Below are 25039 nucleotides of genomic sequence, written 5' to 3' on the forward strand. Positions count from 1 at the left end.
TGGTATTCATATATAAGGCTTATTTAGCCATGGAGACGCTAGACACCCTGAATTGGTGTCTTTTTGTGTTTCTATGGCTATTTTTATGCCTTAAATTCCAAGGAGGTATTATTCATATGGCAGCTTCTAATGGATACAAAACACTTATTCACTATTACCTGCAAAAAGACTGCTGGAGTATTCATGTTAAATCCTGTTGCTATCAAGGGCATTACGTTATCGTCCAAGGGCCTTGGGAAACTGAGGTTAAGCCTACTCGGAAAAGTAACCCTCGAGGATGGGTAACAGCGCGATCACACCAGGTTACATACTTTTGCAAGGAAGATGCTGCATTATCGGATAATCATCTGGCCCTACAGGATGCTCTAAAACGAGCAGGAGACCGATTGCAGTATGACAAGGTGAATATGACGTTTAATCATACACAAGGGAATGGCGGGCTATTATTTACGCCAGAAGGAGCCTTTATCCTTCAGCTGCAGCAGACCGATGGTTTCTGTGATTACCTTTTTGATTTTATAGAACCGGAGGTAGCAGCCCATGTCGGTTAATCTTGTAGATTGGTACAAAAATGTAAGTGCTGAAGCTTATGTTTTACCCGAGTTGCCGGAAGGCATGCTCCCGATCAATGAATATGATCAAGTTCATGTGAATGTTTCCGGAGGAGCTGATAGCGTAGCTACTGCATTAGTGGCATTGTACGGTTATCGTATTCCCAAAGAGAAAATCACACTCGTTCATATGCGTGTTGATGGCGATCCAAACGATAAAACCAAGCGCCAGTTATTTGATTGGCCGCAAACCGATGACTACCTGGAATACTTGAGCAAAGCGCTCGATCTTCCATTGGTGACGATTTGGGGCGATATGAGCTTGGAAGAGCGGATCCGGAGTAGAGGGATGTTTCCTGACTCAAAATGCCGCTTCTGTACCTCTTATCAGAAACGAGATGTTTACGCAAAGTGGGTACGTCAGTTTAACGATTGTAAAATATTACTTTTAACCGGCGAGCGATCGGAAGAATCAACCGAACGGGCCGCAAAGAATGTATTTCAGATTCACTCCGCTCAAGCAACGGGCAGGAAGGATCGAATCGTTCATTGGCTAAAGCCGATTAAAGATATGCTGAAAATACAAGTTCGTCAGCTGATAGCCGATTATGGAATCGAATTACATCCTTGCTATCAATGGGTGTCCCGCTGCTCCTGCAAATTCTGCATCTTTAATACCTCTGCAGAGATGCAGCACACGTCCAAATTATTCCCGGATGACTGGGAGTACCTAAAACAAATGGAACGTGAGCTCGGACATACCATGAAGAGTAAGAATGGCGGCTCTCATTCACTTGCTTCCTTTATTAACGAAGATCAAATATCACTCTTTATATAAAGGACTTCTCGAATAGAAAAATTAACTTGGAGGTTGATTTATATATGAAGATTAAATTCACGGAACGTACTGTGAACACCGAACTTCCTGACTTAATAGCAAAGATGCGTAATATCGTTCACACGATAGTTGCAAATCCTAAGTTTCATGCTGATTTTGAAACAAATGATTGCCACGTGTTAGCTCGCTGCGAGAAACCAGGAATATTTGCTTGGTACGTCTACGATAGCGGAACGCATCTCTTTTCCTTAATTGATATGAACGAGGTTCTAGCCTTTCAACGTGAATGGCTCGATAACAATGTAGAAACTAACAAAGAAAACAGCAAAAATCGTCTTTATGTAATCGATGTTTTTGCCGGTCAACTTTACCGTGTTTACGAGTATCACAAACAGAAAGATCTGGCTGCTCATCTGATCCAATCCGTTGGATGAACGGACACCTTGAGGACAATGGAATAAGCCCTGTGGCATATTCGGTTGTCCGATTAGGTTGCCCGTTCCCCTTGCAGCCTGCTTATTACCCAAACCACATATTCTAGGAGGAATTTTTTATGTCAAACCAAAACAATATTACATTTCAAGTATTGATCGAAGAAGATAAAGTAGCTGGTGATTTTACTGCATACGTGCCCGCTCTACGTCTTGGTGCGCAAGGAGAAACGCTAGAAGAGGTGAGGAAGAATGTTACTGACCTCATTTCAATGGAGTTAGAGTCCCGCTCCCGCAAAGGTCAAACGCAGTTACCAGATGATAATACGGCTTTTATGGAATCCCTTGAAATTCCGATTCCTGTCGTGTTCTAATGGAACTTATCGAACGGGTGTACGTAATAGAAAATATAGGAAGAACAGGGGCCTTACAAAGCGAGTGCTCCTGTTTTATTAACTACACCAATCGTGAGGGGTTATATGGATGAAGAAGAAAATGTCGATAGAGGACCAAATAGTAGTATTAACAGAAAAGACAGCAGAATTCAGAAAAATGGATCTCAATCTTCTTAAAACTCATAAAGCTTTGTACACAGGGAAAAGGGATCACCTTAATGTAAAAATAAACACATTTGCTTTTATCTCAGGTTTGTTTGCGTTGATAGTAGCTGTCTGCGGTTTTATCATTCAATCTTTTGATGGAAAAGAACCGGATTTAGTAACCGCTAAGATCGTTTACTCTTGTGCCATTGGCATTTTAGTCTTCATTATGGCCTTCTATTTACTTGGTAAAAGTAAAAGAAACGATGAAATCTTTGAATATTCTTCCTATGTAAGCATAATTGATGATGTGATTAAAGAGAAAGAAAGAGAAGTTGAGGAGCAGCAAGTAAAACATCAAAATGATCTTCATGCGATCCCATCAGTAGAACCAGCCAGAGTAAGTTAGAAAATACATTTCATCATATGACCAATGTGCTTTTCAATGCCGATGCTCCAGGCTTAAAAATGGAGCTTATTTATTATAGTCATTCGGTTGCATAGATATTATCTAATAGGAAAATTTCCATCAACATAGTAAAATGGAAGAAATACCAAAAGAGAGGTCATAAAAATACATATGAAAAAATTACGCAATCTTACGCTCGCAACCACACTGTTCGCATCTATTTTTGCATCTCCAGCATATGCAGCTGCACCTACCAAACCTGAAAAAGGTAAGCTCTCCGTGTATTTTCTCGATGTAGGCCAAGGCGACGCAACTTACATCAAAACACCGAATGGTGACGATATCCTCATTGACGGGGGTAACAATAAATATGGTGACACTGTCGTTGACGATTTGAAGAAGCTCGGTGTTGATGATATCGAAATTATGATTTCAACGCACCCGGATGCTGACCACGTTGGTGGCATGGACACAATTCTCAGCGCTTTTAAGGTAGAGGCCGTTTACGCACCAAAAGTGTCCCATACAACGCAGACTTTCAAGGACTTCCTTACCGCGGTTAAAAATGAAAAGTTGACGATCAAAGAAGCAAAAGCCGGTGTTACACTGCCTCTAAAAGGAATTACAGCTACTTTCGTTGGTCCTACCAAAGAATACGCGAAGAGTGATCTTAACGACTGGAGCGCCGTGCTGCGCGTGGTCAACGGTAAAAACTCGTTCTTATTCACCGGTGATGCGGAACAGAAGTCAGAGGCCGATATGATCTCGTCAAAAGCCACGCTAAAATCAGACGTATTAAAGGTAGGCCACCACGGGTCGGATACCAGCTCATCAACTGCCTTCATTAAGGCTGTCGCTCCAAAATACGCAGTCATCAGTGTGGGTGCTAAGAACAGTTACGGTCACCCAACGGCAACGACTTTAAATACGCTGAAAACCGCGAATGCTACCGTTTACCGTACGGATAAGAGCGGCACTATCACATTTGTAAGTGATGGAACAAAAATCACAGTAAAAACGGAGAAGTGATGCAATGAAACGCGGCGTAATCGATCGGTTCGAAGGTGATCTCGCTGTTATTGAGGTGGATGGTGATACCATCGATGTTGCTAAAACGCTATTACCCAAGAAGGCTCGTGTTGGTGATGCAATCGTCATCGAAGACGACGGGACCTTCCGTATTGATAAGGAGGCCACTAAGAAGCTGCGCAAAGAAATTGATGCGTTAATGGACGAATTATTCGAGTGAGGTAGTCACTAAGACGGACAGCGGGATTAAGTATGATCCGGGATTATTACGATACAGAATGGGAACAGTATGAAGAGCTCTTAGATATTTCATATTTTCAATTAAATCATTGCTGGGGGATATCCCTCAGCAATTTTTGCGCCAGTAACTCCCATTACATCACCTAAACGATCAATGTTACCATTAATACGGGTGATTATTATGAATTCTTTTTATCCGCAAATGCTTCTTCAAAATGCCATTAACAACGAGCCATTTGACCATCCTGATTACCTTGCAAGCCTAAAATTAGATGGGATTCGGTTACTTGTATCTAATATGGATAGTTTAAGGCTATATACAAAGAATATGGACGTCACAGCCCGCTTCCCTGAGCTTCACAACCCTCCAATCAGTAAAGGTACTATTTTGGACGGGGAGCTAATTGTAACGGATGAGAAAGGCCATCCTGACTTCGAGGCATGTATGGCACGATTCCAATCCCAAAAATCGAAGCATCGTATTCTTTTTTGTGCATTTGATATCCTCTATTACCGTGGACAGCGGGTTACCAATCTGCCACTCGAGCAGCGACTTGCGCTATTAGAGGATGAACTAATTGAAACCGAATATTACTCCAGGATGCGGATTTTGAACGGCAGTTCGACAAAACTGTTTGATATCGTGAAAGCAGCTGGTCTTGAAGGCATTATACTGAAAAAACGTGAAAGCCGCTACGAAACGAGTATCCGGCCATGTGCGCCAGGTTCGAAAGCGATCCGATCGTGGTCATGGCAAAAGGTAATTAACTATGATTATTCAGATGTGGTAATCACAGGCTATTCAAAACAATCTGGCGCTTGGTTAATTGGTGGATTTGAGGGAGAGCGTATTAAACCGTTAGGAACAATGGAACTTGGGATCACTGGACCGCTCAGGAAAGCTGTATGGCCGCGTCTAAGACGTCTCAATGAGAATAAGCAGTTTGTGTTCGTTAAACCCGAGATCTTGTGTAGGGTGAAACATAGAGGCTTTTATAAATCAGGGCTAATGAGACTCCCAGTGCTTGAGTCTGTTATTAATTAAAGAAAAAGGAGGCAAACTATATGCCTCCTTTTTCTGTTGCTTAGTTAGCCCGAAAGCTTTCTAGAAGAGGAGGGATCCGTACAGGCCAATCAGTTTTCATCTCATTGTTACTTTAATCTGGAGCTAAGTTTTTAATATACACAAAATGGAAATACTTATCTCTAAATGATACCCCAAGGGAAGGCGATACACATGATTCAAAATCGAAAAGACATTTGGACACCGGACGAAGATCAAACACTGGCGAGTATCGTGTTGAGTTATATACGTGATGGAAAAACTCAATTGAATGCTTTTAAAACAGTAGGAGAAAATATAGGTCGAACTGCTGCAGCTTGTGGTTTTCGGTGGAATGGCGATGTTCGTAAAAGGTTTGAGGAGTCTATTAATGAGGCAAAGAGAGAAAGATTGAAGAAAAAATCCCGTCAAAAAGGCAATGTCTTACCTTTTAGCACTCCTGGGACACCTGAATCCATAGTGGAGATTAGTGATCTTTTAGCAAGTATACGCCAGCTTGCAGAGAGCTATAAGTCACAAATACACACCCAACAAGAAACTATAAGCGCATTGAGGTCACAACTTTTAATTCGAGATGAGGAAATTCTGATTCTTAAAGAACAAGTAGCTAAAAATGCACCTTCTGATTTAGAAACCTTAATGGGGATCATGGATCGTGCCAGGAGTCTCGGAATTATTGAAAGAGCACAGCAGCATTAGTGTGAAATATCGCTTGTTTGCCCGTCCGCAATCAGTACCTAAAAATATTAGCGGTCGAATTCAATCCGGATTCGGCCGCCTTTAATTGATGATATAACAAAAATGGTCTTTAAATTGAAGCACTTAATAATGTTGCATTTATTGTTCTAGAATGAAAGTTCGAGTACTTTAGAGGTATTATTCCGAAATATCCTAAATAGAATAATTGTAGGTTATGTTATAAGGCGCGCATAACCTTTCAATGCAGACCTCTAATTATGGGGTCTGTTTTGCATTTCATTTCTATTCGTCTAGTAATCAGTTATGCGGGGATAATGGATTTATCGAAACCGTTAGGAGGGGCGTATTATTGACAATTGGGATCTCAACCATTCCGCCGATAAATCAAATATAGATATTTTAAAGGCTGCTGGTCTTGAAAGGCAGCCTTTTTCTGTTACTATGAAAAATATGGGATTATAACGTTAGGATGTTCAACGAATAAGGGAGAGGCTAAATGTCATGTGGAAAGCTAAAATTGCAGTTATAGTACTGATTCTACTACTTACTGCTGCTTGCGCTGAACGAGAGTTAAAAAATGATACACCAATGGAGGCAGCAGAAACTTTCATGAGCTCGGCAATAGCTGGGGATATCACAGCTAATGCAAAAATAAATCATTCAGATGACATGGACTTCCCACCACAGTATATTATTGACTTGGCTAATGAATATGACATCGTTGACAGGAAACCTAAAGAGATTTTCTTAGGTGTTAGTAGTGACAATGCCCGAGTTATTATTGCGACTTGGAAAGACAACAATGGGGAAGAGCAAGTCTGGAATCTAAAGTTTAATAAAGAGAAAGATGGTTACTACTTCAGATCCGTTGATATCGAATAATAAGATCATTCTTCATCTTTTAACCGGAAGGGCACACCCGCTTCCGGTTTATCTTTTATTCCCTGATCGTTCCCGACTAATATCGTGTGCAGGAGTCGGTCTTCTTTGGATTTGGAATCGCGCTATAATCGCCATTGTTATAATCGTCTTATACTCTTAGAATCAAATGCAGTTTAGGAGGAACAATATGAGTGAAAATAATAAAAATTTAACAGCAAGAAAAAAATTTTTGATTGGGGTTGCAGGGGTTGCTCTTCTAGCAGTAGCATATACCCTCGGTGAAATTGAATGGACTGGCAAAAACACGTCTCCAGTTTATGATCAAACAACAGATAAAATAAAGTCCATTACAACTGAAGAAAGTCCAGACACATCAGAATCCAGTTCCAGTAGCCTAAATGGTAGCACAGATACTAATGAACCAGATCAGAACTATTCCTTTCTTATTAACTCCTATCCAGATTCTGATTCAAATAATGTTTATGGTGAAAATTGGGACGGATCCTACTGGATATATCTATCACAAGAAGAAAAAGCTTCACTGATTTCCCCCTACTTAAAAAAGCTTCAGAATCAAGGAGTGACCACCAATGAAACTGAATGGTTTGTGGAGGCTCTCGATGCTTTCTACGGCCAATGGGACAATGATGAGAATACTGATAATGAAAAAATAATCGATGTACTTAAGCTATGCGCTAGAGCGGGTGGTTAGTGTTATAGTATTACAGGACGATGATGCCAATAGAGCACGATTTCTACGACCTGTCGAGTGCCTAACGAAAAATTTCATGAGGGTATTAAACGACGTCCTCTACAAGAACCGTCGGATCCTGACTGGAAAGAAAAATTGAACACAATTGCCCTTGGAAAATCAAGGTCAAAGTGAATTTCGAAATAAGAAGGAACTATCCTAAAAGAGATGGAGAAATGTCATCCATTTTGAAACTGAAATCTTGCCTTCAGCATCTGAGCTCATAGTGGATAAAATTAAACGTGATCTTAGAAAATATGAAGTGGAATCTTTTAAAGATGTTCCGTATGAACCTTGGTTATTGCTGGGTTTTGTCACACCCAACAGTGAAACAAGTATTGCATTTTCGCCTTCGTTTGAAGTACCAAAGCTACTATGGGAAAGTGATACCGAGGTCCTTCAAATGGAATTAACTCCTTTGCTGTTGCTTAATATTGTCGAGAGAATAATAAAGATATTTACACGGCCATATAAAATAACAGAGAATACTGACCCACTCTTTACTGATCTATTTTTGCAAGCCCGGTATCAATTAGAAAATGAATATCCTTTCACAGATCGAACGAAGATGTTTTTCCATAACTTCCGTGAAAGTAAAAAATGGAAAGCTGCTTTTGCTGCATTCGTTAGAAATAACGATGATAATGAGAAAACTGGAGTTCCAAGTGGATAACCTAGCGAGTGCTGTCGGGTGACAAGAACATATATGCCTAAGAAGCCGCTAATTACGGCTTTTTTCTTTTTAACGATATATGTTCATGTCAAAAGCCAGTGACAAGAACATATATCGTTAACCGATTTAGGACAAGAACTTGAAATGTTAGCCTTAGTTAAACGGGAATGGGGAGCGCACTTATGTCGAATGACAATAACATCTATACAATGGAAGTCGCATAAATTGCGGCTTTTTTATTTTTAGTATAGAAGTTCTTGTCGTGAGCTCACGACAAGAACTTCTATACTAAGCCGTATTAGGACAAGAACTTCTATACAAGGCCGTGTTCCCCAAGAACATCAGATCGAGTTATTAACCTAAGGGGAGTCAAAAAGCTCAATAAAAAATAAGGCAGCAGATCAAAGGATCCCCTGCCTTATTTTATTTCGGTATATGACATTATTTCGGTCGAGATTGCATTAGCTCTGCCTTTGCTTCGGCTAGAAAAGTTTCTTCTCTTACTCTATCCAAAGCAGATGAGGATAATATCTCATTCAACGCAGTGTTCATTTGTACCTGAGAATCCGCAGCATTAATACGAAGCATAAATTGTTGCCGCAACTCTTTAGCGGTTTGCAGCTTGTTCTCTATTTGAGCTAAAGTTTCTTTCATCTGATCGGTGCTTTGCTGTAATCTCTCCACCTCTGGCTCTAACTTGGCTAGGTAAGATTCCTGTGAATGTGCTTGCACCAGCCAATGCTTTGCCATGTCTGCATTTCCAACTTTAGCTTCTTGATCGGCTTTATCCCGGTACATAGCCGAATTGACTAAATGAAGATCCATTTTTCGTTTTTGAAGCAGCCATTCCGATTCCGATCTGTTTACGGAAACAGTTAGTTCGCGTAGTTTTTCTGAGGAAGACTCGATAAAGGCACTCAAGACTTGCAGTGGATGATCTTCCTGAGGGGAATTCGCTTTGAAGAGAACCCTTATGCGGTCAAAAAGCCCCATCGGCTGACCTCCTTCTAACTCGTTAATTAATCTTCACAATATTTCCGATCCACACCAGTCTGGAAAGAAACTGCCGTAATAAACCTTCCAGCTGCTCCATCATCACCATATTCATAAACAAAAACATGGCCTCGAGGAAGTATTCTGCCTAGCACATCAACCGAATTACTGGTGACCTTATATACAGCAGGGAAGGGGCAACAGTACCAATAGCCATCTTCTCTAATGAGATTTTGTTTCAGAAGGTCTTCAACTGTAGTTTCATACTCACGTTCAATAGGCGTAATTTTACAAGAACCCCAATGTTCTTCCAAGTCTTCAACCGCTTGTGCATATTCTCCGGACTTAATAATATCATTTCTTGCTTCAGTCGAAGTTACTTTCCAAATGTCTGATGAATCAAGTTTGCAACGAGGGTCTGCAAAGGAGCCTTTTGATGTGTTCAGGGTTTGACGCTTAATTAAGTCAGGTGCTTCCAGTCCCTGCGCAACAAGCAGGTAATCTGAAAGTGCCATCCAATACTGCTTTTCTGCATCTTCATGACTCTCTGTGGATACTTTACGACCATTCGTGATATTTCCGACAATCGCATCGCCGGCTTGTTTGCGTGTTTTAGCCGATTCGTACAATAAAATAATTTCTTTAAACTTCTCCCCTTGATTTCGGATCGATTCAACGGTTTGTGCAATCATCTCATCCATCTGTTCCGCAGAACGTCTCAAACCTGCCAGGTGTTCAACAGGGCAGGGGGAAGGGCCTTCCTCTTGCTGTCCAAGATAGATAGGTAATTGCATGGCCGCAGCGTTTGCAAATGCAGCTTCTTGCCTTGTAGCCACCATTAAGTCGGGAATTTTGCCATACCAAATATCTGCCTGATTGTGTGTGATCACTGGCACGGCTTTTGGTTCACTCAAGAATGCATCTCCTAAAAGAGCGTCTGCCATGGTTTGCATGCTTCTGGCAGCCTGCAGGAATGCACGAGCTCGGGGCGTATCGCTTTGGGCAAGCTCCACATGCAAGCCGTACACTTGTTCTCCAAGTCGTTTATAGCTTTCAAGATGCTCCGGAGGACAAATTTTTTGTCCTGTAATACTCTCACGAATCCAATCGAAAAGTCCCATTATTGCACCTCCATAAAATTTCACGCATTGTAATTTACTTTATCACTAAAAGTCTTACCATATAATACGTATTGAATTAGACGATAGTTTCTGCCTGTAATTTTTATTGCAGGAAATATCGTCCCACACATTACCATGCTCATTACTTTGATCAAATTTATTAGCATGATACAATGAATCAGAAGAAGAATGTCCGGAGGTATCAGACATGAAGATTAAAAAAATCAATATGGAAGAAGAAGGGCTGCTTCGTTTTTTTGGAACACTAGAACTGAAAATTATGAACCTTATGTGGAAAAAAGAAAAGCTGACCATTAAACAAGCTCATGAACTTATAAATCATGAAGATCCCATTTCACTGAACGCTGTAATGACAGTCATGATCCGTCTGGTAGATAAAGGTCTTCTTTATAAAGAAACAACTGGCAAGAGCAGAAACCGCTTGACCTATTTTTATCCAGTACATACAAAGGATCAATTTATTAATGAACAAACAAAAATTGTAACAGATGAATTAATTGATGATTTTGGATCTGTCGTTGTAATCCACTTTATTGAGCGTCTTGATAAAGCAGATGCATCTTTGATCGAAAAGCTGCAGCGTAAACTGGAAGAGATGAATGGACAATGATTGATAAGGTGAAAATGCCTCGAAAACCTAAGATAGCCTTTATTGCCCTTTTACTGATTACAGGTTGGATCGTATCCCAAATAACCTTTAATTTAGTGCATCAATTAATAGATGTACCCAATACATCTGATTTCCGGCATTTATGGTTAGCGATTATTCGTGATTTAACAACCAATCATTTTTTTACGGAGCAAATGATAAATGGCTTTATTGTATATGCTCTGGCCACTACCGTATCGTATTTATCAATTCAAACGATAAAACAAATACGACTCAAAAAACTTATTTTGGATCGTAGAGAAGACGATCTGACTAAAGAATGGAATCAACGCTATAGTCCTACAAAGAAGAATATAGTAATTATCCAAGAGCCCGTTTTTATTGCATTATCATATGGAATATGCAAACCTAAAATCCTCATTTCTACTTACGCGCTCTCTAAGTTTAGTGAAGATGAGATTGAGGCTATTTTATATCATGAACAATATCATTGTTTAGCCTATCACCCTCTGCAAATAAACATGTTGAAGTTACTAAGTAAAGTGTTATTTTTTATCCCTGTGATCAAAGAATTATCTCATTTTTATTATATCTGGATGGAAATCATGGCAGATCGGTATGCTATTTATCGAATGAAAAATACAGCACCTATAGGGAGAGTACTTCTTGGACTGGTCGAAGATGTAAGGACCACGCATAAACGCTTTCCAATAAGTTCTCATTTTGCAAATGAGGCAATCAATTATCGAATGCAACAAATCATTGATCCTTCTAATGAACTGAATATTCCCTTTTTGAAGAGAAGGAGCATTATTATATCCATCTCTATTCTCATTACATTAACGTTGTTTGGCTTTGTCTGTAATCAATTTGGAGGGCTTGTATAAGCCCTCCATTTTTTATGTGCCCGAGCTGTTTACAAGAAAGGAGCTACTCAAATGAAAAGAATCTAATGAATAGATGAAGGAAAAACAACAAAATAAATCGAATTATACTACTCTGTGTAGTTTAATGTCGCAATATCTTATGTTGTGACTTAGCTTGATAATTCATTCGAAAGGAAAAATGAGGAGGCTTAAAATTAGGAATTAATCATAATGGTTAACAACATGCAGAGAATTAGAAAATGTAGGTGAAAATTTTGCGAAAAACGAAAATAATTTTAATGGTTATCGCAACGGCGCTCTTGATACAACCTAACGAAAAGGTAGAGGCAAGTACTTGGGATCAAATCAATCAGGAGATAAACTCGGTTCAGGAACAAATTCAAGACACAAAGAAAGAATCAAATCGAACCAATGATCAATTAGAAGAAATACAAGCTGGAAAGGTCAATGTGGAGCAGGCTATCGAAACCGTTATGGCAGAGTTAAATATGGTCAATGACAACTTAAATGCCGTTCAAACTCGAATTACAAGTAAGGAAAAAGAACTCATACAGATTCAGAATGAACTAGAAGAGGCCAAACAGCGTGCTAATGAACGAGATACATTATTGCAATCCCGTATGCGACTCCTCTATATGAATGGGGCAGTATCATATGTAGATGTCTTATTAAATGCAACAAGCTTTTCCGATTTTATAGATCGATTTGATGCATTGCATTCAATCTTGAGTCGAGATCGTGATCTGTTAGAGCAAACTAGAAAAGAGAAAGCAAGTATTGAAGAGACAAAACTTCAAGCCGCAAAGCAATTGCAGGAAATTAACAATATGTATGCAAAGTTAGAAACCTATAAAAGAGAATTGAGGAATAAAGAAAATGAAAAAGCTTTATTACTTGCCCGTTATGAACAAAAAATTGAAGAACTTGAGGACATCTCAGAACAGCAAGAACAGACCTTAATTTTGCTTGCAAATCAAGCGTCAAAATTGGAAGCACAGAAAAAGCAGCAGAACCCAGGAACTAAAACGTATCATGGTGGTAAGCTAGGGATGCCTATTATTGACTATTCCCGTATGAGTTCTCCATATGGCTCTCGGGTTCATCCCGTAACAGGTGTCAAAAAAATGCATACGGGAATGGATTTTGCCGCGTCGAGCGGAACAGAGATTATTGCCGCTGAATCAGGAGTGGTCTTGTTGGCTCAAACTGTAAGTGGTTATGGGAACACTGTAATTATAGATCACGGGCAAGGAGTATGGACATTATACGCTCATATTAGAAACGATGGAATAAAAGTTGCTGCTGGTGACAAAGTTTCGAAAGGACAAAAAATTGCTGAAGTGGGGATGACGGGTACAGCAACAGGTAATAATCTTCACTTTGAGGTAAGAATTAATGAAAACGCAGTTAATCCGGAACCATACATTCAATAACCTGAACGTATGTCTTTAATCAAGTAGAGATCTACGCAATTAAACTATTTATTGTAGTATAATTTTCCGCAGTTCCTTCTAACCGGAGGGAACTGCTTTATTCTTGTTGGTATATAAGAGCTTTCTATTACATTCAAGCCTTTAATTAAAATTAACTTCGAAAAAAATAGGTGTTATCTTTTGTGTGATTTATTAATTCAGCTTTAGCTTCGGCGAGAAATTTTTTCTCTTTCACTGTGTCTAATGAAGAAGGGGAGAAGGTTTTCATTTCTAACGGGGAATTGGCTGCTTCCAGACGAAGCGTGAATTGTTTATGCATCTCTGTAGCAATAAACAATTTGTTTTCCAACTGGGATAAGGCATCTTTCAATTGAGAGGTGGAGCGGTGCAATCTTTCCATCTCCAGGATTAACCTCTCATAGTCCAGTTCCTCCGAGTTTGCTTGTATAAGCCATTGTTTAGCCATGTCGTTATTTCCAAGATTACTTTCCAGTTCTGCTTTTTCTCGATAAATGGCCATATTGACTAGATGTAACTTCATTCTCCCTTTAATAAGTAGACACTCAGATTTCGATTTATTCAATGATATAGATAGTTCATGAACTTTATCTGAATAGAATTCAATAAAAGCATTTAAAATTTGCACCGGCTGATCTTCTTCCGGTTTGGCTTTGAAAAAATGTTTCAACCGGCTAAAAAGCCCCATGAAATGACCTCCTTTATTCTCCTTAGATCATCATTATTAATTCATTTCGGTCTAAATAACCGATTCATGACAGGGAAGTGGCAATAGCTTATAATTCATATATAAGACGATCAAAAAATAAAGCCCTAACAACTGTTGTATTAGGGCTTCATGTCTTTTACATCTTATTTTTTTTACCTTCAATTAAAATGGTCAAACTTACAAGTGTAACAAATATGGTTGCTCCCATGTCGGATAGAATAGCAATCCATAAAGTCAGCCATCCCGGAATGGTCAATAATAATGCAATGATCTTCAAACCGAGTGCAACTATAATATTAAAACGGATAACTCGATTGACGCGTTTAGCAACTGAAACCGCAGCCGGCAATTTACCTAAGTGATCCTGCATAAGTACAATATCTGCTGTCTCAATTGCGCTGTCTGTTCCTTTACCCATTGCAATTCCTAATTGGGCTGTAGCAAGAGCAGGGGCATCGTTAATCCCATCTCCAATCATGGCTACAATACCTTTATCAGATAATTCCTTTATATGATTAACCTTGTCTTCAGGCAGCAAACCTCCAAAATATTTCGTGACACCAACTGTACTAGCTACCTTCTCAGCTGTTTTTTGATGATCACCAGTAAGCATTACAGTATTTTTTATTCCCAATCGATGCAAAGCGTTAATGACCGACTTACTTTCTGGACGAATTTCATCTGCAATGCCAAAGATCCCGAGAATTTGATGCTCATCCGCAACTATAACTAAGGTGAGACCATCATTCTTAAGTTCTTCAACCCGTGTTCTAATGGAATCAATGATTTGAATATGTTCAATACTTTTTTCATTCCCCAGCCAGTAGGATTGGCCCTTAACCTTGGCTTTTATGCCTTGACCAGTTACAGTTTGAATTTCATCTGGTTCTGGTGTAATAATGTTTCTGCTTGCAATTTCCTTCATTATAGCTTTTGCCAGCGGATGAGACGAAGATTTTTCAATGGCTCCAGCTACTTCGAAAAAGCGATCTTTATCATAGACCTCAAGTTGTGCTACATGTGGCTCACCTTTTGTTAGGGTACCTGTCTTATCAAATGCAAGGGTATCGATTTTCCCGAGTTGTTCCAGGAACACGCCGCCTTTCACGAGGATACCATTTCTCGCGTTACGTGTAATACCGGATACAATGGCAATAGGCGAGGACAGAATTAATGCACAAGGACATCCGACGATCAGAACCGACAAGCCTTGATAAAGCCATGTTACCCAGTCCCCTTGTAAGAGAAGAGGAGGGACCACTGTAACTAATGCTGCAACAATCATAATTAGCGGTGTATAGTATTTGGCAAATTTATTGATGAACAATTCAGTAGGTGTTTTCGTTTCCTGAGCTTCTTGAACAAGGTGAAGAATCTTCGCTAAAGAGGAGTCATTATAGGCCTTTTCAATTTTTACAATAAGTAGTCCTTCATTGTTAATGCTTCCGCCAAAAACAGGCTCACCGGCTTCTTTCTCAAGGGGGAGAGATTCCCCAGTTATGGCAGCTTCGTTAACTGAGCTTTTCCCCTCTAGAACGACACCATCTGATGGAATTTTTTCACCCGGTTTAATTTTTACGAGGTCTCCAACTTGTAAGGAAGAGATAGGTACAACGATTTCTTGACCATTTTCCAGCTTTATTGCCTCTTTTGGAGCAACTTGAAGTAGAGTCTCCATGGAACGTCTTGCCTTCTCCATGCCATAGCCTTCGAGGAGCTCATTTAATCCAAATAAAATAGCTACTAAAGTCGCTTCTTTCCATTCACCAATCGCAACTGCGCCAACCAATGCAATAGTCATAAGCGTATCTATGTTAAATTTAAGCTTTCTCAAGTTCTTTAAACCGCGGAAGAAAGTCGTGTATCCACTAATAACGGTAGCGACTAAATAAAGAAGAATAATGGACCATTTCGCCAAAGTACCATCCAAAAAGATTGCCGCAATATAAATGACACCTGAGGCAATAAGGAGTTTTAACATTTTGTTTCCATCACCATGTTCGTGATCATGATCACCATGACTATGCCCGTGATGTTTGTGATCGCCATGCCCGTGATCATGATCATCGTGTTTGTGATCGCCATGTGTGTGATTATGATGACTGTGATTCTTACTAATCGCTTGCTCATTTAACTGCTCAGAGATATATGCACCGTCTGACTTTAGGATCCGTTTGACATCCGTCAATGAAACATCCGAATTAACCTTTAATTTGCCTGAGTTATAGCTAAGAGTCGCATCATTACCATGATCTAACTGTTTAATTTCATCTTCTATCCTTTGCGCACAACCTGCACAGGATAGCCCTTTAATGCGATATTCATTCATGTGAACTTCCTTCTTTCTTTATATGAATAGTTGCTCATATATTATGCCATTAACATAAAAATGTCAAACCTAATTTGCCCAAAAGTAACGAATCAATTGCATTTCATTATTTGAATTCGAATTTATTTTACAGATAGAAGGAGACCCAAAAAAGGAAATACCACGGCAATTAAAGATAAAGTGAAGAAATGACCAATTTTGTACCTTCTGTACGCTGTAAACAATAGAGCAATTGAGATAGCTCCCATTAGAAAACAACCTATTCCAAGAAAACTCCAGTTCCATTGCAGGGATAGATCGACCAAATTTGGATGTAGAATTTTAAATAAGGAAGAGGCTACTGCTTCTTCTGATTCCGTCTCGTGAGGAGGCTCTTGGATTCCCATAAAGGCAGTCGTTATAAGAATGAGTACGGCAATAAGACTCTCTGCCTTAAGCCAGGAACTTAGACCACGACTATTGTGGCCATTTGCATACACTTTGGTAAGAATCCCATTCATAAAAGCTAATAAAATAAGTGGAATAAACAATAAATGTTTGAGTAACAAGGCCTCGCCATAATCAATGCCCCATGAATTGATATACCCAACTTCTATAATTATTGACATCATTACAAATCCTGCGATCAAAATAATTATCATACAAACAATAGACAGTGGGGTATACCATCGAGTAAAAGCTTTCCAATTCCAATTTCCTTTATTAAACCATGCAACAAGAATAAGGATTCCTAGCCAAACAGAGACTGCTCCAACATGAAGAGATTGTGATAAAAGTCCCCATGTCTTAGAAAGGGATGCGGGGTGACTTGCATAACCATGAATAAATACCATGCAAAGCCAAATTCCAACTGCAATCCATTTTGATGGCTTGTGTTTTAAACCATTAAAAGAAATGACCATAAATAAAGCGCTGCCGAGAATAAAATTCATAATCCAAGCACGTCCAAATGAATAGTCATTCAAAACAATTAAGAGGACTTCCCAAAAAGACATTTGTGGAGCAAAATCCATCAGAATGATGGATGTTCTTACGATTGATGCGAAAGAAAATAATGGAATTCCAATTGCAGCCAATTGAAATAATCGAAAAGGTACATTGGTTTCTGGCTTTAACCCTTTTGGGACAAACTCAAGTAAAAGGTAACCAGCAGAGAGTGCAAACGAAAGATAAAGAAGAGTTTCAAATAGGTAAATATACAACGTATCAACTCCAAAAATAGGGAATGGTTGCTTTAATCTATTTTATCATGAACTGCACACTTGAGAATATGTTCATTTGTTCGAATGTAGAATATAATTAAATACATGTTCATGTATCTAATTGTCATGATTTTGTGATAAATAATATGATCTTGGTTTTTAATCATTTGCTATAATCAACAGCAATTGAAAAATTCCGGAGGGAAGGTAAAATGAGTCGATCTAAAGCTATCGTATGTTTATCATTGATTTTGTTATTTATTTTTCCGCAGTTGTCAAACGCACAGACCAACATGGAATTCTCAGAACCTGCATCAAACGCTACAGTATTAAAACCTGTAAACCACATTACCATGCAATTTAATACAGAAGTCGAGAATCTCAGTACGATTCAATTGCTAAACGGGAAAGGTGAGGAGATAAAAAACTCAGAAATAAAAATTAAAGATGAAAAAATGGAAGCAGAATGGAGTGAGCCTCTACCAAATGATACCTATACCGTGAAGTGGAAGATCGTAGGTGGGGATGGATATCCCATTGAAGGGGAATATAATTTTCTGGTAGCTGTGGCTAATCAACCAGAAGAAACTCCAGAACCGACCACTGAAAATGGATCTGAATCAACAATAATATCAAATCCAAGTCCTACGATAGAACCTTTGCAAAGCTCGGATTATACGGACATTTCAACAACTACAAGTAAACAAGATAACTTTGCCCAAGGTACTTTCTGGATTGTATGTGGGATTGTTATAGTAGCCATCATCGTATTTTTCACAAGAACAAAAAAGAGAAAATAAACGTGCATCAGGCATCCTGTTTAACAGGATGCCTGATGCATTTTAAAAATTAAAATTTCCCCATTCTTTTGTTCGACAATTGATGAATACTTGTTCATATGATACTTTTTAGGTGAGTAGATATTAAGGAGGTAGGAATGATCCATTCATTACAACAAAAGTTGAAGTTAGTTCTTGTTATTTTCCTTTTAACACTATGTACATGTCTTATATTGGGTATGCAACTTAAAACAGTATACCAAGTTGAATTTGATGGAAAAAAACTTGGTTATATTTCAGAGATGAATTTACTTAAAAAGTGGGGCCAAGAACAATCATCCATCGTTCAATTCAAGTATCCGGATGCTGAGTTAGTATCAAATCAGGCTTTGTTTAAAATTAAATCGGTCAAGCGATTTTTTACTAAAGCTCAAGATGAAAAGGTGGAACAAGAATTTAATCAGAGGTTTATTGTTGAAAGTTCAGGTTATACGATTCAAGTGGATGGAGAAGTAGTAGGAGTTGTTGCAAATAAAGAAATGGCTGAGCTCATCCTCCAAAAAATTAAAAACAATTTCTCCGTTCGAAATCAAAGTATGGAAGTAACGTCTCTTTCATGGAAAAAGGAGCAACAACAATATAAAACAGTGACTTATAAATCAGTTCAATTTGTTGAAAATGTTATTGTATCCACTGTGAAAACAGATCCAGCTCTACTTTCCAATCCTGAGGAAGTCATCAAGAAATTAAAAGGAGAAGATATAAAAAGAACAAGCTATACCGTAAAAGAGGGGGATTGTGTTTCTTGTATTGCACAAGATTTCAATGTTTCTCAAGAAGTTATTTACTCGAATAATCCCTGGATTCAAGACGATTTTATTGCTATAGGTGATAAATTGGATTTAACTATTAGTAAACCCAAGCTATCTGTAAAAACAACCGAAGAATATACTGAGCGGCTTCAAGTACCGAGCGGGGTCAAGATCATATACGATAACAGCATGAGAGTCGGACGTTCGAAAGTTTTAGATCAGGGGAAGCCAGGTATGAAAAAAATCACATACTTGCGAACTAAAATTAATGGGAAGCTAATAGATGAAAAAGTAGTTAAATCTGAGATTCAACAAAAAGCAGTTCCAAAAAAAGTTCTGCAAGGCGCTAAGATTATTAAAGGCATAGGATCTGGCGTATTTGACTGGCCCATTATAGATCCAACAGTGACAAGCCAGTTTGGTAAACGTTGGGGAAGATTTCATGCTGGAACGGATAGTGTTTCATCAAATCGTACGATTTACGCAGCCGATAGTGGTAAGGTAATTTATGCGGGGTTTACATCTGATTACGGTAATCATGTCATTATTGATCATCAGAACGGCTACCAGACCTTGTATGCTCACATGAGTAAAATCAATACTAAGAAGGGGAGTCTCGTTGAAAAGGGGGACACGATCGGTATTATGGGGACAACAGGTCGCTCCACCGGCGTGCATCTTCATTTTGAAATTAGGAATAAGGATAATGAAAAAATTAACCCACTAACTTTCTTAAATGAATGACAAATTTCTGAACGATCAGTTAAACGAATTGTTGAATATATGTTCATGTGATATTTTAGTCATAGTCGAAATTCAAGGAGAGGTGATTTGCGTATGCTTCAGGTGACTATTTACTTTGCTGTTGTGGTTGTTGCGGTATTATTTCTTGGCTTTAATATCTACAGGTTGATTAAATCTTCTACAACCGCTTCAACACGATCTAAAGGTGAAGATAGCAATCAATAAACGTAAGCATATGGAAATATCATCTAAAACTCTTGAAGTCAGATGGCGATATGACTCTTGCTTCTAACACAATAAAAAAGCCCAATGATAACTCACCATTCTTTTTGAATTGGATAGATAACAAAAGTGCCGAGCTATATAAAAAGCGGCATTTTTTGTTTGCTTCATAATAAACTCACAAGCCAAGTTATTTTGAGTTCAATCAATTTTCATTTAGAAACATGATATGAATAGATGATAATGTCTTGTAGAAAGGGGAAGGCGATGAAAAGGTTAAGTTTAAAAATGATCTTGTTATTGCTAGTCTGTGTAGTTTTCTCTGGATGTTCGATTTTAGGACAAGATGATTTGTTTGATATAAAAATATCTATTAAAGACATCTCAGATTCCAGTGATAGTGTTCGCGTTACATTAGCTATTGATGAATCGGTTGTTACCGATGAATCATGGGTGCTTTTTGAAATTCGGAATTCTGAAAATAACGGTTCTGCCTGGCTAGAAACCAAGTATGAGGGAAAAGGTATCTATACAACAGAAACGGATCAATTAAAAGGAAAATATAAATTAATCGGACATTTTTATGCTAGTGGCGGGATTCACTACTCTAGGGTATATAATCCGAGTAATGATCCTTCTAGATAGTGCCCTCAGGTGCTTGGGGGCACAAATAAGTCAGGGGTTCCATTTGAATAGTGATATGATCGATATTAAACTTTTCATGTAATGCTTCCCGGCATGCTGTTAATTGATTGTCGTAATTAACCGTTTGATTTAAGACTAAATGTACGGTTAGGGCGATTTCGGTTGTACTGATTCCCCAGATGTGCAGATCGTGAACATCTTGGACACCAGGAAGTCCCTCAAAATAAGCTTTAACTTGTACAAAGTCGATATCCTTAGGAACGGCATCAAGGGACATGTTTATCGAATCCTTTAACAAACTCCAAGTACTAATGAATATAACGACGGAAATTACCAAACTGACTGTAGGGTCAAGCCATAGCCAATCAGTAAATTTAATGATGAGACCAGCGATGACTACACCGAAGGATACGCCAGCATCAGCTGCCATATGTAAGAATGCTCCTCGAATATTGATATCGCCTTTGCTGCCACTAAGAAACATAATGGCTGTTAGGGTATTAATTATTATTCCGATTGCCGCTACCCAAATAACGGTATTTCCTTCAATTGGAGAGGGCTCTGCAAAGCGGCGGATCGCTTCCCAAGCGATTGCTCCCAATGCAATAAGCAAAAAAATGGAATTAAATAAAGCAGCTAATATGGAGGATCGTCTGAATCCGTAAGTTCGGCTCGAGGTTGGGCTTTTTTTAGTAAGCAAACTTGCAATCCATGCAAGTACAAGGGCTAAGACATCGCTTAGATTATGACCTGCATCAGCGACTAGCGCTAATGAGTTGCTTATAATTCCATATGTTGCTTCAGTGGCAACAAAAATGGTATTTAGGATGATACCGATTAAGAAGGCCTTGTTATAATTTGCAGTTCCATGGTTATGACCGTTATGATTATGTGAGTGTCCCACAGCTGATTCCTCCATTGCATTATGTATTAAGATGACCCCTGAAAATACAGGAGTCATCTATCTTGATTATTGGGGCTTATTTCATTTTAGATATTTGACTCGTGCTTCCAAGTTGTTGCTTTCCCGGTCTTAGGACAGTTAGGGAACGTATCTCCAGCTTGCAGCACGACATGTCCTCCATCACTGTCAGTGTAATGTCCATTTTCAGTTACTTTTTCACCACTTCTATGACGATGGTTTGCGTTTGCCATGTAGTTCTAGCCTCCAAGTTTAATTTGGTGTTTTGCCTGTCTAATTATTTTCAATATTGCTCAAAATCATTCATATGAAATGCCGAGTTAAAATTACGTTTTAAAATCCATTGTTCAATTATTGAGCGTATGGTTTAATCCATAATTCAACCAATGAAAAGGGGGAGCGAAGTGGTTTATTACTTGATTGCAGTATTGATGATTCTAATGGATCAATTGAGTAAGTGGATAATTACGAAATATTTGGTGATCGGTGAAACAATTCCTCTATGGCCTGGAGTTTTTCATCTGACTTCAGTCCGTAATCGTGGTGCCTCTTTCAATATTTTTGAAGGTCAGAAAGGTTTACTGATCGCACTTGCTTTAATCATAAGTGTCATTATTGTATTCTTCATCAGGAAACATGCTTCATCCAACAAGTTGCTCGGGATAGGTTTATCACTTGTGCTAAGTGGTGCTTTAGGAAACATGTTAGATCGTATTTTTCGGTCAGAGGTTGTCGATATGTTAGATTTCAGGCTCATTAATTTTCCGGTATTTAATGGAGCTGATGTTTTTATCAATATTGGAGTGTGCCTCTTTATTTGGTCCCAGTTTAAAGATAAAAAAGTCAATGATCAGGTTTAAATAAAAACAAATGAACTATTGATTCAGTATAAGTCCGATAGTTATTTCGTTTAAATGAAAAGATTCTAATCATTGTAATGGAGTGATGTGTCTGATTATGTCGTATTATACTACTTAAAGTAGTTTAATAAAATGATGCCGAATTCTGTAAGATGAAACCGGGGAACCAATGTACATGGGTGAATTAATCAATCTGATTATAGGGATCTTCAACCGAATCCGTAAGCTAACCTGGTAGGCAACGAAGGGAGAAAGTGTTTTTGAAAAAGTTTGTCTCGATTTTTGTTTTCTGTGTCATGTTAGTAACCGGTGCGCAAGGTGTTTTTGCAAGTGAATGTCCTCTTAAAGGATCAATAAACGAGGTAGTAGGAACTCCATACAAGTGGGGAGGCACAACGACTCAAGGTTTTGATTGCTCAGGTTTCATTAATTACATATTTAATCAATTTGATATCAAATTGCCGCGAACATCTCAAACACAAGCTAAGGTAGGGGATCCTGTTTCGAAAAGTAACCTACGTGAAGGTGACTTGGTGTTCTTTAATACGAGTGGCAAAGGGATATCACATGCAGGAATTTACATTGGTAATGGTAAGTTTGCTCACTTCTCCAGCAGCAAAGGCGTGACAATTAGTAAAATGAGTGAGGAATATTATGATTCCCGTTATGTAACAGCGCGTCAAGTGGGGTACTAAGAAGAAATGCAGTCTTTCAATATGAGAGACTGCATTTGCTTTGTTAGATAGCTACTGGACCTTGTAGGCGAGGGTTTTACAGTTCCTAAACAAGGGGGACCTACGCATTCAAGACTATATGGGGTAGTACCAGCGAAGCTGACACCACCCGCAAAGTAGATGTATTTAAATGTGAAATTTAAAGGGGCATCAAAATAACCCTCATCTTCTCATCAAGAGAGTACCAGGAAAGCTGACACTCACCGCAACATTTTTACAGCATATTTTTCCTCGCTCTATATAAAGAAAGGGTTCCATATATAGTCATAAATCGATCTGTTTCTTTAGTTTCATTAAATCCGGCATTAGTCATAAGTTGTAGTAAGAGGCCATTTACATTATCAGTAGTTGTTCTAAATCCGTCCAATATTTGGATGGGTAGGAATGCAACACGCATTAGTCCATTTTGAGCTTTGCCCCAATCCGCGATATGGATTTCACCTTGCGGTTTTAGTACTCGGAATATCTCGTGTAATGTACGGAGTTTATTTTCTAGCGTCAAATGATGAAACATAAGGCTGGTTACAATAAGATCAAATGAATTATTAGAGTATGGAAGTTCAAACGCAATGCCTTGATTAAACGTAATGTCCATTCCCATGTTCTCTGCTTTTCTTTCTGCAATTTGAAGAACTTTTGGGTCAATATCAATCCCGGTAACTTCTGCTTTTGGATACGTTTGTTTCAATAGGATGGTTAACGTACCGGTACCGCATCCTAGATCAAGGATTCGCTGCCCGGGGTCAACTTGAATTTGCCTAATTAGCTGGTTCTTAAAAGCGGATTCCCTCATCGTCCAACGTAATATCGGGTCATATAAAGATGTAAGCCAGTTGAATCGTAGAGCCGGAATAAAGTCTGTTTCCTTATTGTCTCTCTTCCTCATTTTCCCTTTCCTTCCGGCTACCTGCCATAAGTTATCCCTGTAATTTTAAAGTCCGACAAATTGTGCACTTTGCTGTCGGTACCCCTTCGATGCTCTCTCATTTCAATCTCACCCTAGAATCCCGTAACCATAAGAAATGCACTCGTTAATCGGAATTCCAGTTCAATTAAAAACTGTTTGAAAGAATAAGGTAGAAAAAAAACGCCAGCACGAAACGATAATAAGCAAACCAAGACAACTTAAGCCGTTTAATTGCATTTATGAATGTAACTACCGCAATCATTCCGACGACAAAGGAGATAACCAATCCGACGAGGAACAAACCAAGATCATCGAACGTCAAGAAAGCACGGCTCTTATATAAGTCTAAACCCGAGGCAGCGAACATGATCGGAACGGATACAATAAAGGTAAATTCTGCAACTGCTTTTTGGCTCGTGCCGACCAGTAAACCACCAGAGATAGTGGACCCGGAACGGGAGAAGCCGGGCCAGAGTGCCAAACATTGAAAGACCCCAATGAGAAAAGCTTGTTTGTATGTAATATCGTCCATGGAGTCGGCTGTTATTGGTATACGTACCCTCTCAGCCACGATCATCAAGATCCCGCCAGCTACCAAGCCTATGAGGACAGACCATGGTCCGAATAAATATTCTTTTATAAAATCATGTAGTGCAAGGCCGATAATTACAGCAGGGGCCATCGCTAAGCCTACATGAATAATATTGACTCCTGGTCGCTGCATATATCCAGGTGTAAAATTAAAGAAACGGAAAAAGCGTCGGAAATATAGGACAAAGACAGCGATAACGGCGCCAAGTTGAACAATAATTTCGAATGTTTTGGCTCTTTCTCCAAGGAAGTTAAGAAGATGCGCCGTTAAAATCATATGTCCTGTCGATGATACGGGTAGAAATTCTGTTAATCCTTCCACAACTCCCATAATAATTGCGTTAAAAATGTCACTCATCTTATATTTCACTCCTATCTTTGGATCTACGAGGCAG

At 38.9% G+C, this 25039-nt stretch carries 29 protein-coding genes and 1 riboswitch; of the genes, 20 read left to right on the forward strand and 9 right to left on the reverse strand.

Annotated features, from left to right (window positions below):
• The first annotated feature begins 116 nt into the window (after window positions 1-116).
• The 12 genes from WFK81_RS21705 to WFK81_RS21760 all read left to right on the forward strand — a co-directional run bounded on the left by WFK81_RS21705 (window position 117) and on the right by WFK81_RS21760 (window position 8105).
• Complete coding sequence (locus tag WFK81_RS21705) at window positions 117-551, forward strand: hypothetical protein (RefSeq protein ID WP_336788461.1); 435 nt, start codon at window positions 117-119, stop codon at window positions 549-551.
• On the forward strand, window positions 541-1389 hold the full coding sequence (locus WFK81_RS21710; protein WP_336788462.1) for a phosphoadenosine phosphosulfate reductase domain-containing protein: 849 nt from the start codon (window positions 541-543) through the stop codon (window positions 1387-1389). The genes WFK81_RS21705 and WFK81_RS21710 overlap by 11 nt, the downstream gene beginning before the upstream one ends.
• A gap of 44 nt (window positions 1390-1433) precedes the next feature.
• Window positions 1434-1823: a hypothetical protein gene (locus tag WFK81_RS21715; RefSeq protein WP_336788463.1), complete on the forward strand. Its 390-nt coding sequence runs from the start codon at window positions 1434-1436 to the stop codon at window positions 1821-1823.
• Window positions 1824-1942: 119 nt separating this feature from the next.
• On the forward strand, window positions 1943-2194 hold the full coding sequence (locus tag WFK81_RS21720) for a type II toxin-antitoxin system HicB family antitoxin (protein ID WP_336788464.1): 252 nt from the start codon (window positions 1943-1945) through the stop codon (window positions 2192-2194).
• A gap of 109 nt (window positions 2195-2303) precedes the next feature.
• On the forward strand, window positions 2304-2768 hold the full coding sequence (locus WFK81_RS21725; protein WP_336788465.1) for a hypothetical protein: 465 nt from the start codon (window positions 2304-2306) through the stop codon (window positions 2766-2768).
• 171 nt (window positions 2769-2939) lie between these two features.
• Window positions 2940-3797, forward strand: coding sequence for a ComEC/Rec2 family competence protein (locus tag WFK81_RS21730; protein WP_336788466.1), 858 nt, complete (start codon window positions 2940-2942; stop codon window positions 3795-3797).
• 4 nt (window positions 3798-3801) lie between these two features.
• On the forward strand, window positions 3802-4017 hold the full coding sequence (locus tag WFK81_RS21735; RefSeq protein ID WP_336788467.1) for a DUF3006 domain-containing protein: 216 nt from the start codon (window positions 3802-3804) through the stop codon (window positions 4015-4017).
• A 201-nt stretch (window positions 4018-4218) separates the two neighbouring features.
• Window positions 4219-5082 (forward strand): ATP-dependent DNA ligase, encoded by an 864-nt coding sequence (locus tag WFK81_RS21740; RefSeq protein ID WP_336788468.1) that lies wholly within the window; start codon window positions 4219-4221, stop codon window positions 5080-5082.
• A gap of 192 nt (window positions 5083-5274) precedes the next feature.
• Window positions 5275-5799, forward strand: a complete 525-nt coding sequence (locus WFK81_RS21745) for a hypothetical protein (protein ID WP_336788469.1) — start codon at window positions 5275-5277, stop codon at window positions 5797-5799.
• A 501-nt stretch (window positions 5800-6300) separates the two neighbouring features.
• Window positions 6301-6681 carry a hypothetical protein gene (locus tag WFK81_RS21750; protein WP_336788470.1) on the forward strand — a complete coding sequence of 127 codons (381 nt, stop codon included), beginning with the start codon at window positions 6301-6303 and terminating at the stop codon, window positions 6679-6681.
• A 187-nt stretch (window positions 6682-6868) separates the two neighbouring features.
• Window positions 6869-7393 carry a hypothetical protein gene (locus WFK81_RS21755; RefSeq protein WP_336788471.1) on the forward strand — a complete coding sequence of 175 codons (525 nt, stop codon included), beginning with the start codon at window positions 6869-6871 and terminating at the stop codon, window positions 7391-7393.
• A gap of 265 nt (window positions 7394-7658) precedes the next feature.
• The gene (locus WFK81_RS21760; RefSeq protein ID WP_336788472.1) at window positions 7659-8105 is read left to right on the forward strand and encodes a hypothetical protein; all 447 of its coding nucleotides are present in this window, start codon (window positions 7659-7661) and stop codon (window positions 8103-8105) included.
• Between the two features lie 441 nt (window positions 8106-8546).
• On the opposite strand, the gene WFK81_RS21765 is transcribed toward WFK81_RS21760, so the two are convergent.
• Window positions 8547-9098 (reverse strand): PspA/IM30 family protein, encoded by a 552-nt coding sequence (locus WFK81_RS21765; protein ID WP_336788473.1) that lies wholly within the window; start codon window positions 9096-9098, stop codon window positions 8547-8549.
• A 26-nt stretch (window positions 9099-9124) separates the two neighbouring features.
• Window positions 9125-10219, reverse strand: coding sequence for a hypothetical protein (locus tag WFK81_RS21770; protein ID WP_336788474.1), 1095 nt, complete (start codon window positions 10217-10219; stop codon window positions 9125-9127).
• A 208-nt stretch (window positions 10220-10427) separates the two neighbouring features.
• Here WFK81_RS21770 and WFK81_RS21775 point away from each other — a divergent pair, with 208 nt between their 5' ends.
• The 3 genes from WFK81_RS21775 (at window position 10428) to WFK81_RS21785 (ending at window position 13170) form a co-directional block, all read left to right on the forward strand.
• On the forward strand, window positions 10428-10850 hold the full coding sequence (locus WFK81_RS21775; protein ID WP_336788475.1) for a BlaI/MecI/CopY family transcriptional regulator: 423 nt from the start codon (window positions 10428-10430) through the stop codon (window positions 10848-10850).
• Entirely contained in the window at window positions 10847-11737 is an 891-nt protein-coding gene (locus tag WFK81_RS21780; protein WP_336788476.1) for a M56 family metallopeptidase, read from the forward strand. The genes WFK81_RS21775 and WFK81_RS21780 overlap by 4 nt, the downstream gene beginning before the upstream one ends.
• A 278-nt stretch (window positions 11738-12015) precedes the next feature.
• A complete protein-coding gene (locus WFK81_RS21785) occupies window positions 12016-13170 on the forward strand; it encodes a murein hydrolase activator EnvC family protein (RefSeq protein ID WP_336788477.1) in 1155 nt (384 codons plus the stop codon).
• 151 nt (window positions 13171-13321) lie between these two features.
• On the opposite strand, the gene WFK81_RS21790 is transcribed toward WFK81_RS21785, so the two are convergent.
• From WFK81_RS21790 to WFK81_RS21800, 3 genes are all read right to left on the reverse strand, one after another.
• Window positions 13322-13876: a PspA/IM30 family protein gene (locus tag WFK81_RS21790; RefSeq protein WP_336788478.1), complete on the reverse strand. Its 555-nt coding sequence runs from the start codon at window positions 13874-13876 to the stop codon at window positions 13322-13324.
• 157 nt (window positions 13877-14033) lie between these two features.
• Window positions 14034-16226, reverse strand: a complete 2193-nt coding sequence (locus tag WFK81_RS21795; protein WP_336788479.1) for a heavy metal translocating P-type ATPase — start codon at window positions 16224-16226, stop codon at window positions 14034-14036.
• Between the two features lie 122 nt (window positions 16227-16348).
• The gene (locus tag WFK81_RS21800; protein WP_336788480.1) at window positions 16349-17428 is read right to left on the reverse strand and encodes a copper resistance D family protein; all 1080 of its coding nucleotides are present in this window, start codon (window positions 17426-17428) and stop codon (window positions 16349-16351) included.
• 212 nt (window positions 17429-17640) lie between these two features.
• Here WFK81_RS21800 and WFK81_RS21805 point away from each other — a divergent pair, with 212 nt between their 5' ends.
• The 3 genes from WFK81_RS21805 to WFK81_RS21815 all read left to right on the forward strand — a co-directional run bounded on the left by WFK81_RS21805 (window position 17641) and on the right by WFK81_RS21815 (window position 20630).
• A complete protein-coding gene (locus WFK81_RS21805) occupies window positions 17641-18228 on the forward strand; it encodes a copper resistance CopC family protein (protein WP_336788481.1) in 588 nt (195 codons plus the stop codon).
• A 137-nt stretch (window positions 18229-18365) separates the two neighbouring features.
• The gene (locus tag WFK81_RS21810) at window positions 18366-19763 is read left to right on the forward strand and encodes a M23 family metallopeptidase (RefSeq protein WP_336788482.1); all 1398 of its coding nucleotides are present in this window, start codon (window positions 18366-18368) and stop codon (window positions 19761-19763) included.
• Window positions 19764-20252: 489 nt separating this feature from the next.
• Window positions 20253-20630, forward strand: a complete 378-nt coding sequence (locus WFK81_RS21815; RefSeq protein ID WP_336788483.1) for a hypothetical protein — start codon at window positions 20253-20255, stop codon at window positions 20628-20630.
• On the opposite strand, the gene WFK81_RS21820 is transcribed toward WFK81_RS21815, so the two are convergent.
• Window positions 20623-21549 carry a cation diffusion facilitator family transporter gene (locus WFK81_RS21820; RefSeq protein WP_336788484.1) on the reverse strand — a complete coding sequence of 309 codons (927 nt, stop codon included), beginning with the start codon at window positions 21547-21549 and terminating at the stop codon, window positions 20623-20625. The two genes, WFK81_RS21815 and WFK81_RS21820, sit on opposite strands and share 8 nt — an antisense overlap.
• Before the next feature lie 71 nt (window positions 21550-21620).
• The gene (locus WFK81_RS21825) at window positions 21621-21785 is read right to left on the reverse strand and encodes a YjzC family protein (protein ID WP_336788485.1); all 165 of its coding nucleotides are present in this window, start codon (window positions 21783-21785) and stop codon (window positions 21621-21623) included.
• A gap of 153 nt (window positions 21786-21938) precedes the next feature.
• On the opposite strand from WFK81_RS21825, the gene lspA reads away from it, so the two are divergent.
• Window positions 21939-22412 carry a signal peptidase II gene (gene lspA / locus WFK81_RS21830; protein ID WP_336788486.1) on the forward strand — a complete coding sequence of 158 codons (474 nt, stop codon included), beginning with the start codon at window positions 21939-21941 and terminating at the stop codon, window positions 22410-22412.
• A 126-nt stretch (window positions 22413-22538) separates the two neighbouring features.
• A riboswitch (cyclic di-AMP (ydaO/yuaA leader) is annotated at window positions 22539-22668 on the forward strand.
• Window positions 22669-22672: 4 nt separating this feature from the next.
• Window positions 22673-23107 carry a C40 family peptidase gene (locus tag WFK81_RS21835; RefSeq protein ID WP_336788487.1) on the forward strand — a complete coding sequence of 145 codons (435 nt, stop codon included), beginning with the start codon at window positions 22673-22675 and terminating at the stop codon, window positions 23105-23107.
• A gap of 253 nt (window positions 23108-23360) precedes the next feature.
• On the opposite strand, the gene WFK81_RS21840 is transcribed toward WFK81_RS21835, so the two are convergent.
• Both WFK81_RS21840 and WFK81_RS21845 read right to left on the reverse strand, forming a co-directional pair.
• On the reverse strand, window positions 23361-24032 hold the full coding sequence (locus WFK81_RS21840) for a class I SAM-dependent methyltransferase (protein ID WP_336788488.1): 672 nt from the start codon (window positions 24030-24032) through the stop codon (window positions 23361-23363).
• A 166-nt stretch (window positions 24033-24198) separates the two neighbouring features.
• Entirely contained in the window at window positions 24199-25002 is an 804-nt protein-coding gene (locus tag WFK81_RS21845) for an undecaprenyl-diphosphate phosphatase (RefSeq protein WP_336788489.1), read from the reverse strand.
• Between the last annotated feature and the right edge of the window lie 37 nt (window positions 25003-25039).

This window comes from Paenibacillus sp. MMO-177, from assembly GCF_037147795.1.
Classification (GTDB): Bacteria; Bacillota; Bacilli; order Paenibacillales; family Paenibacillaceae; genus Pristimantibacillus.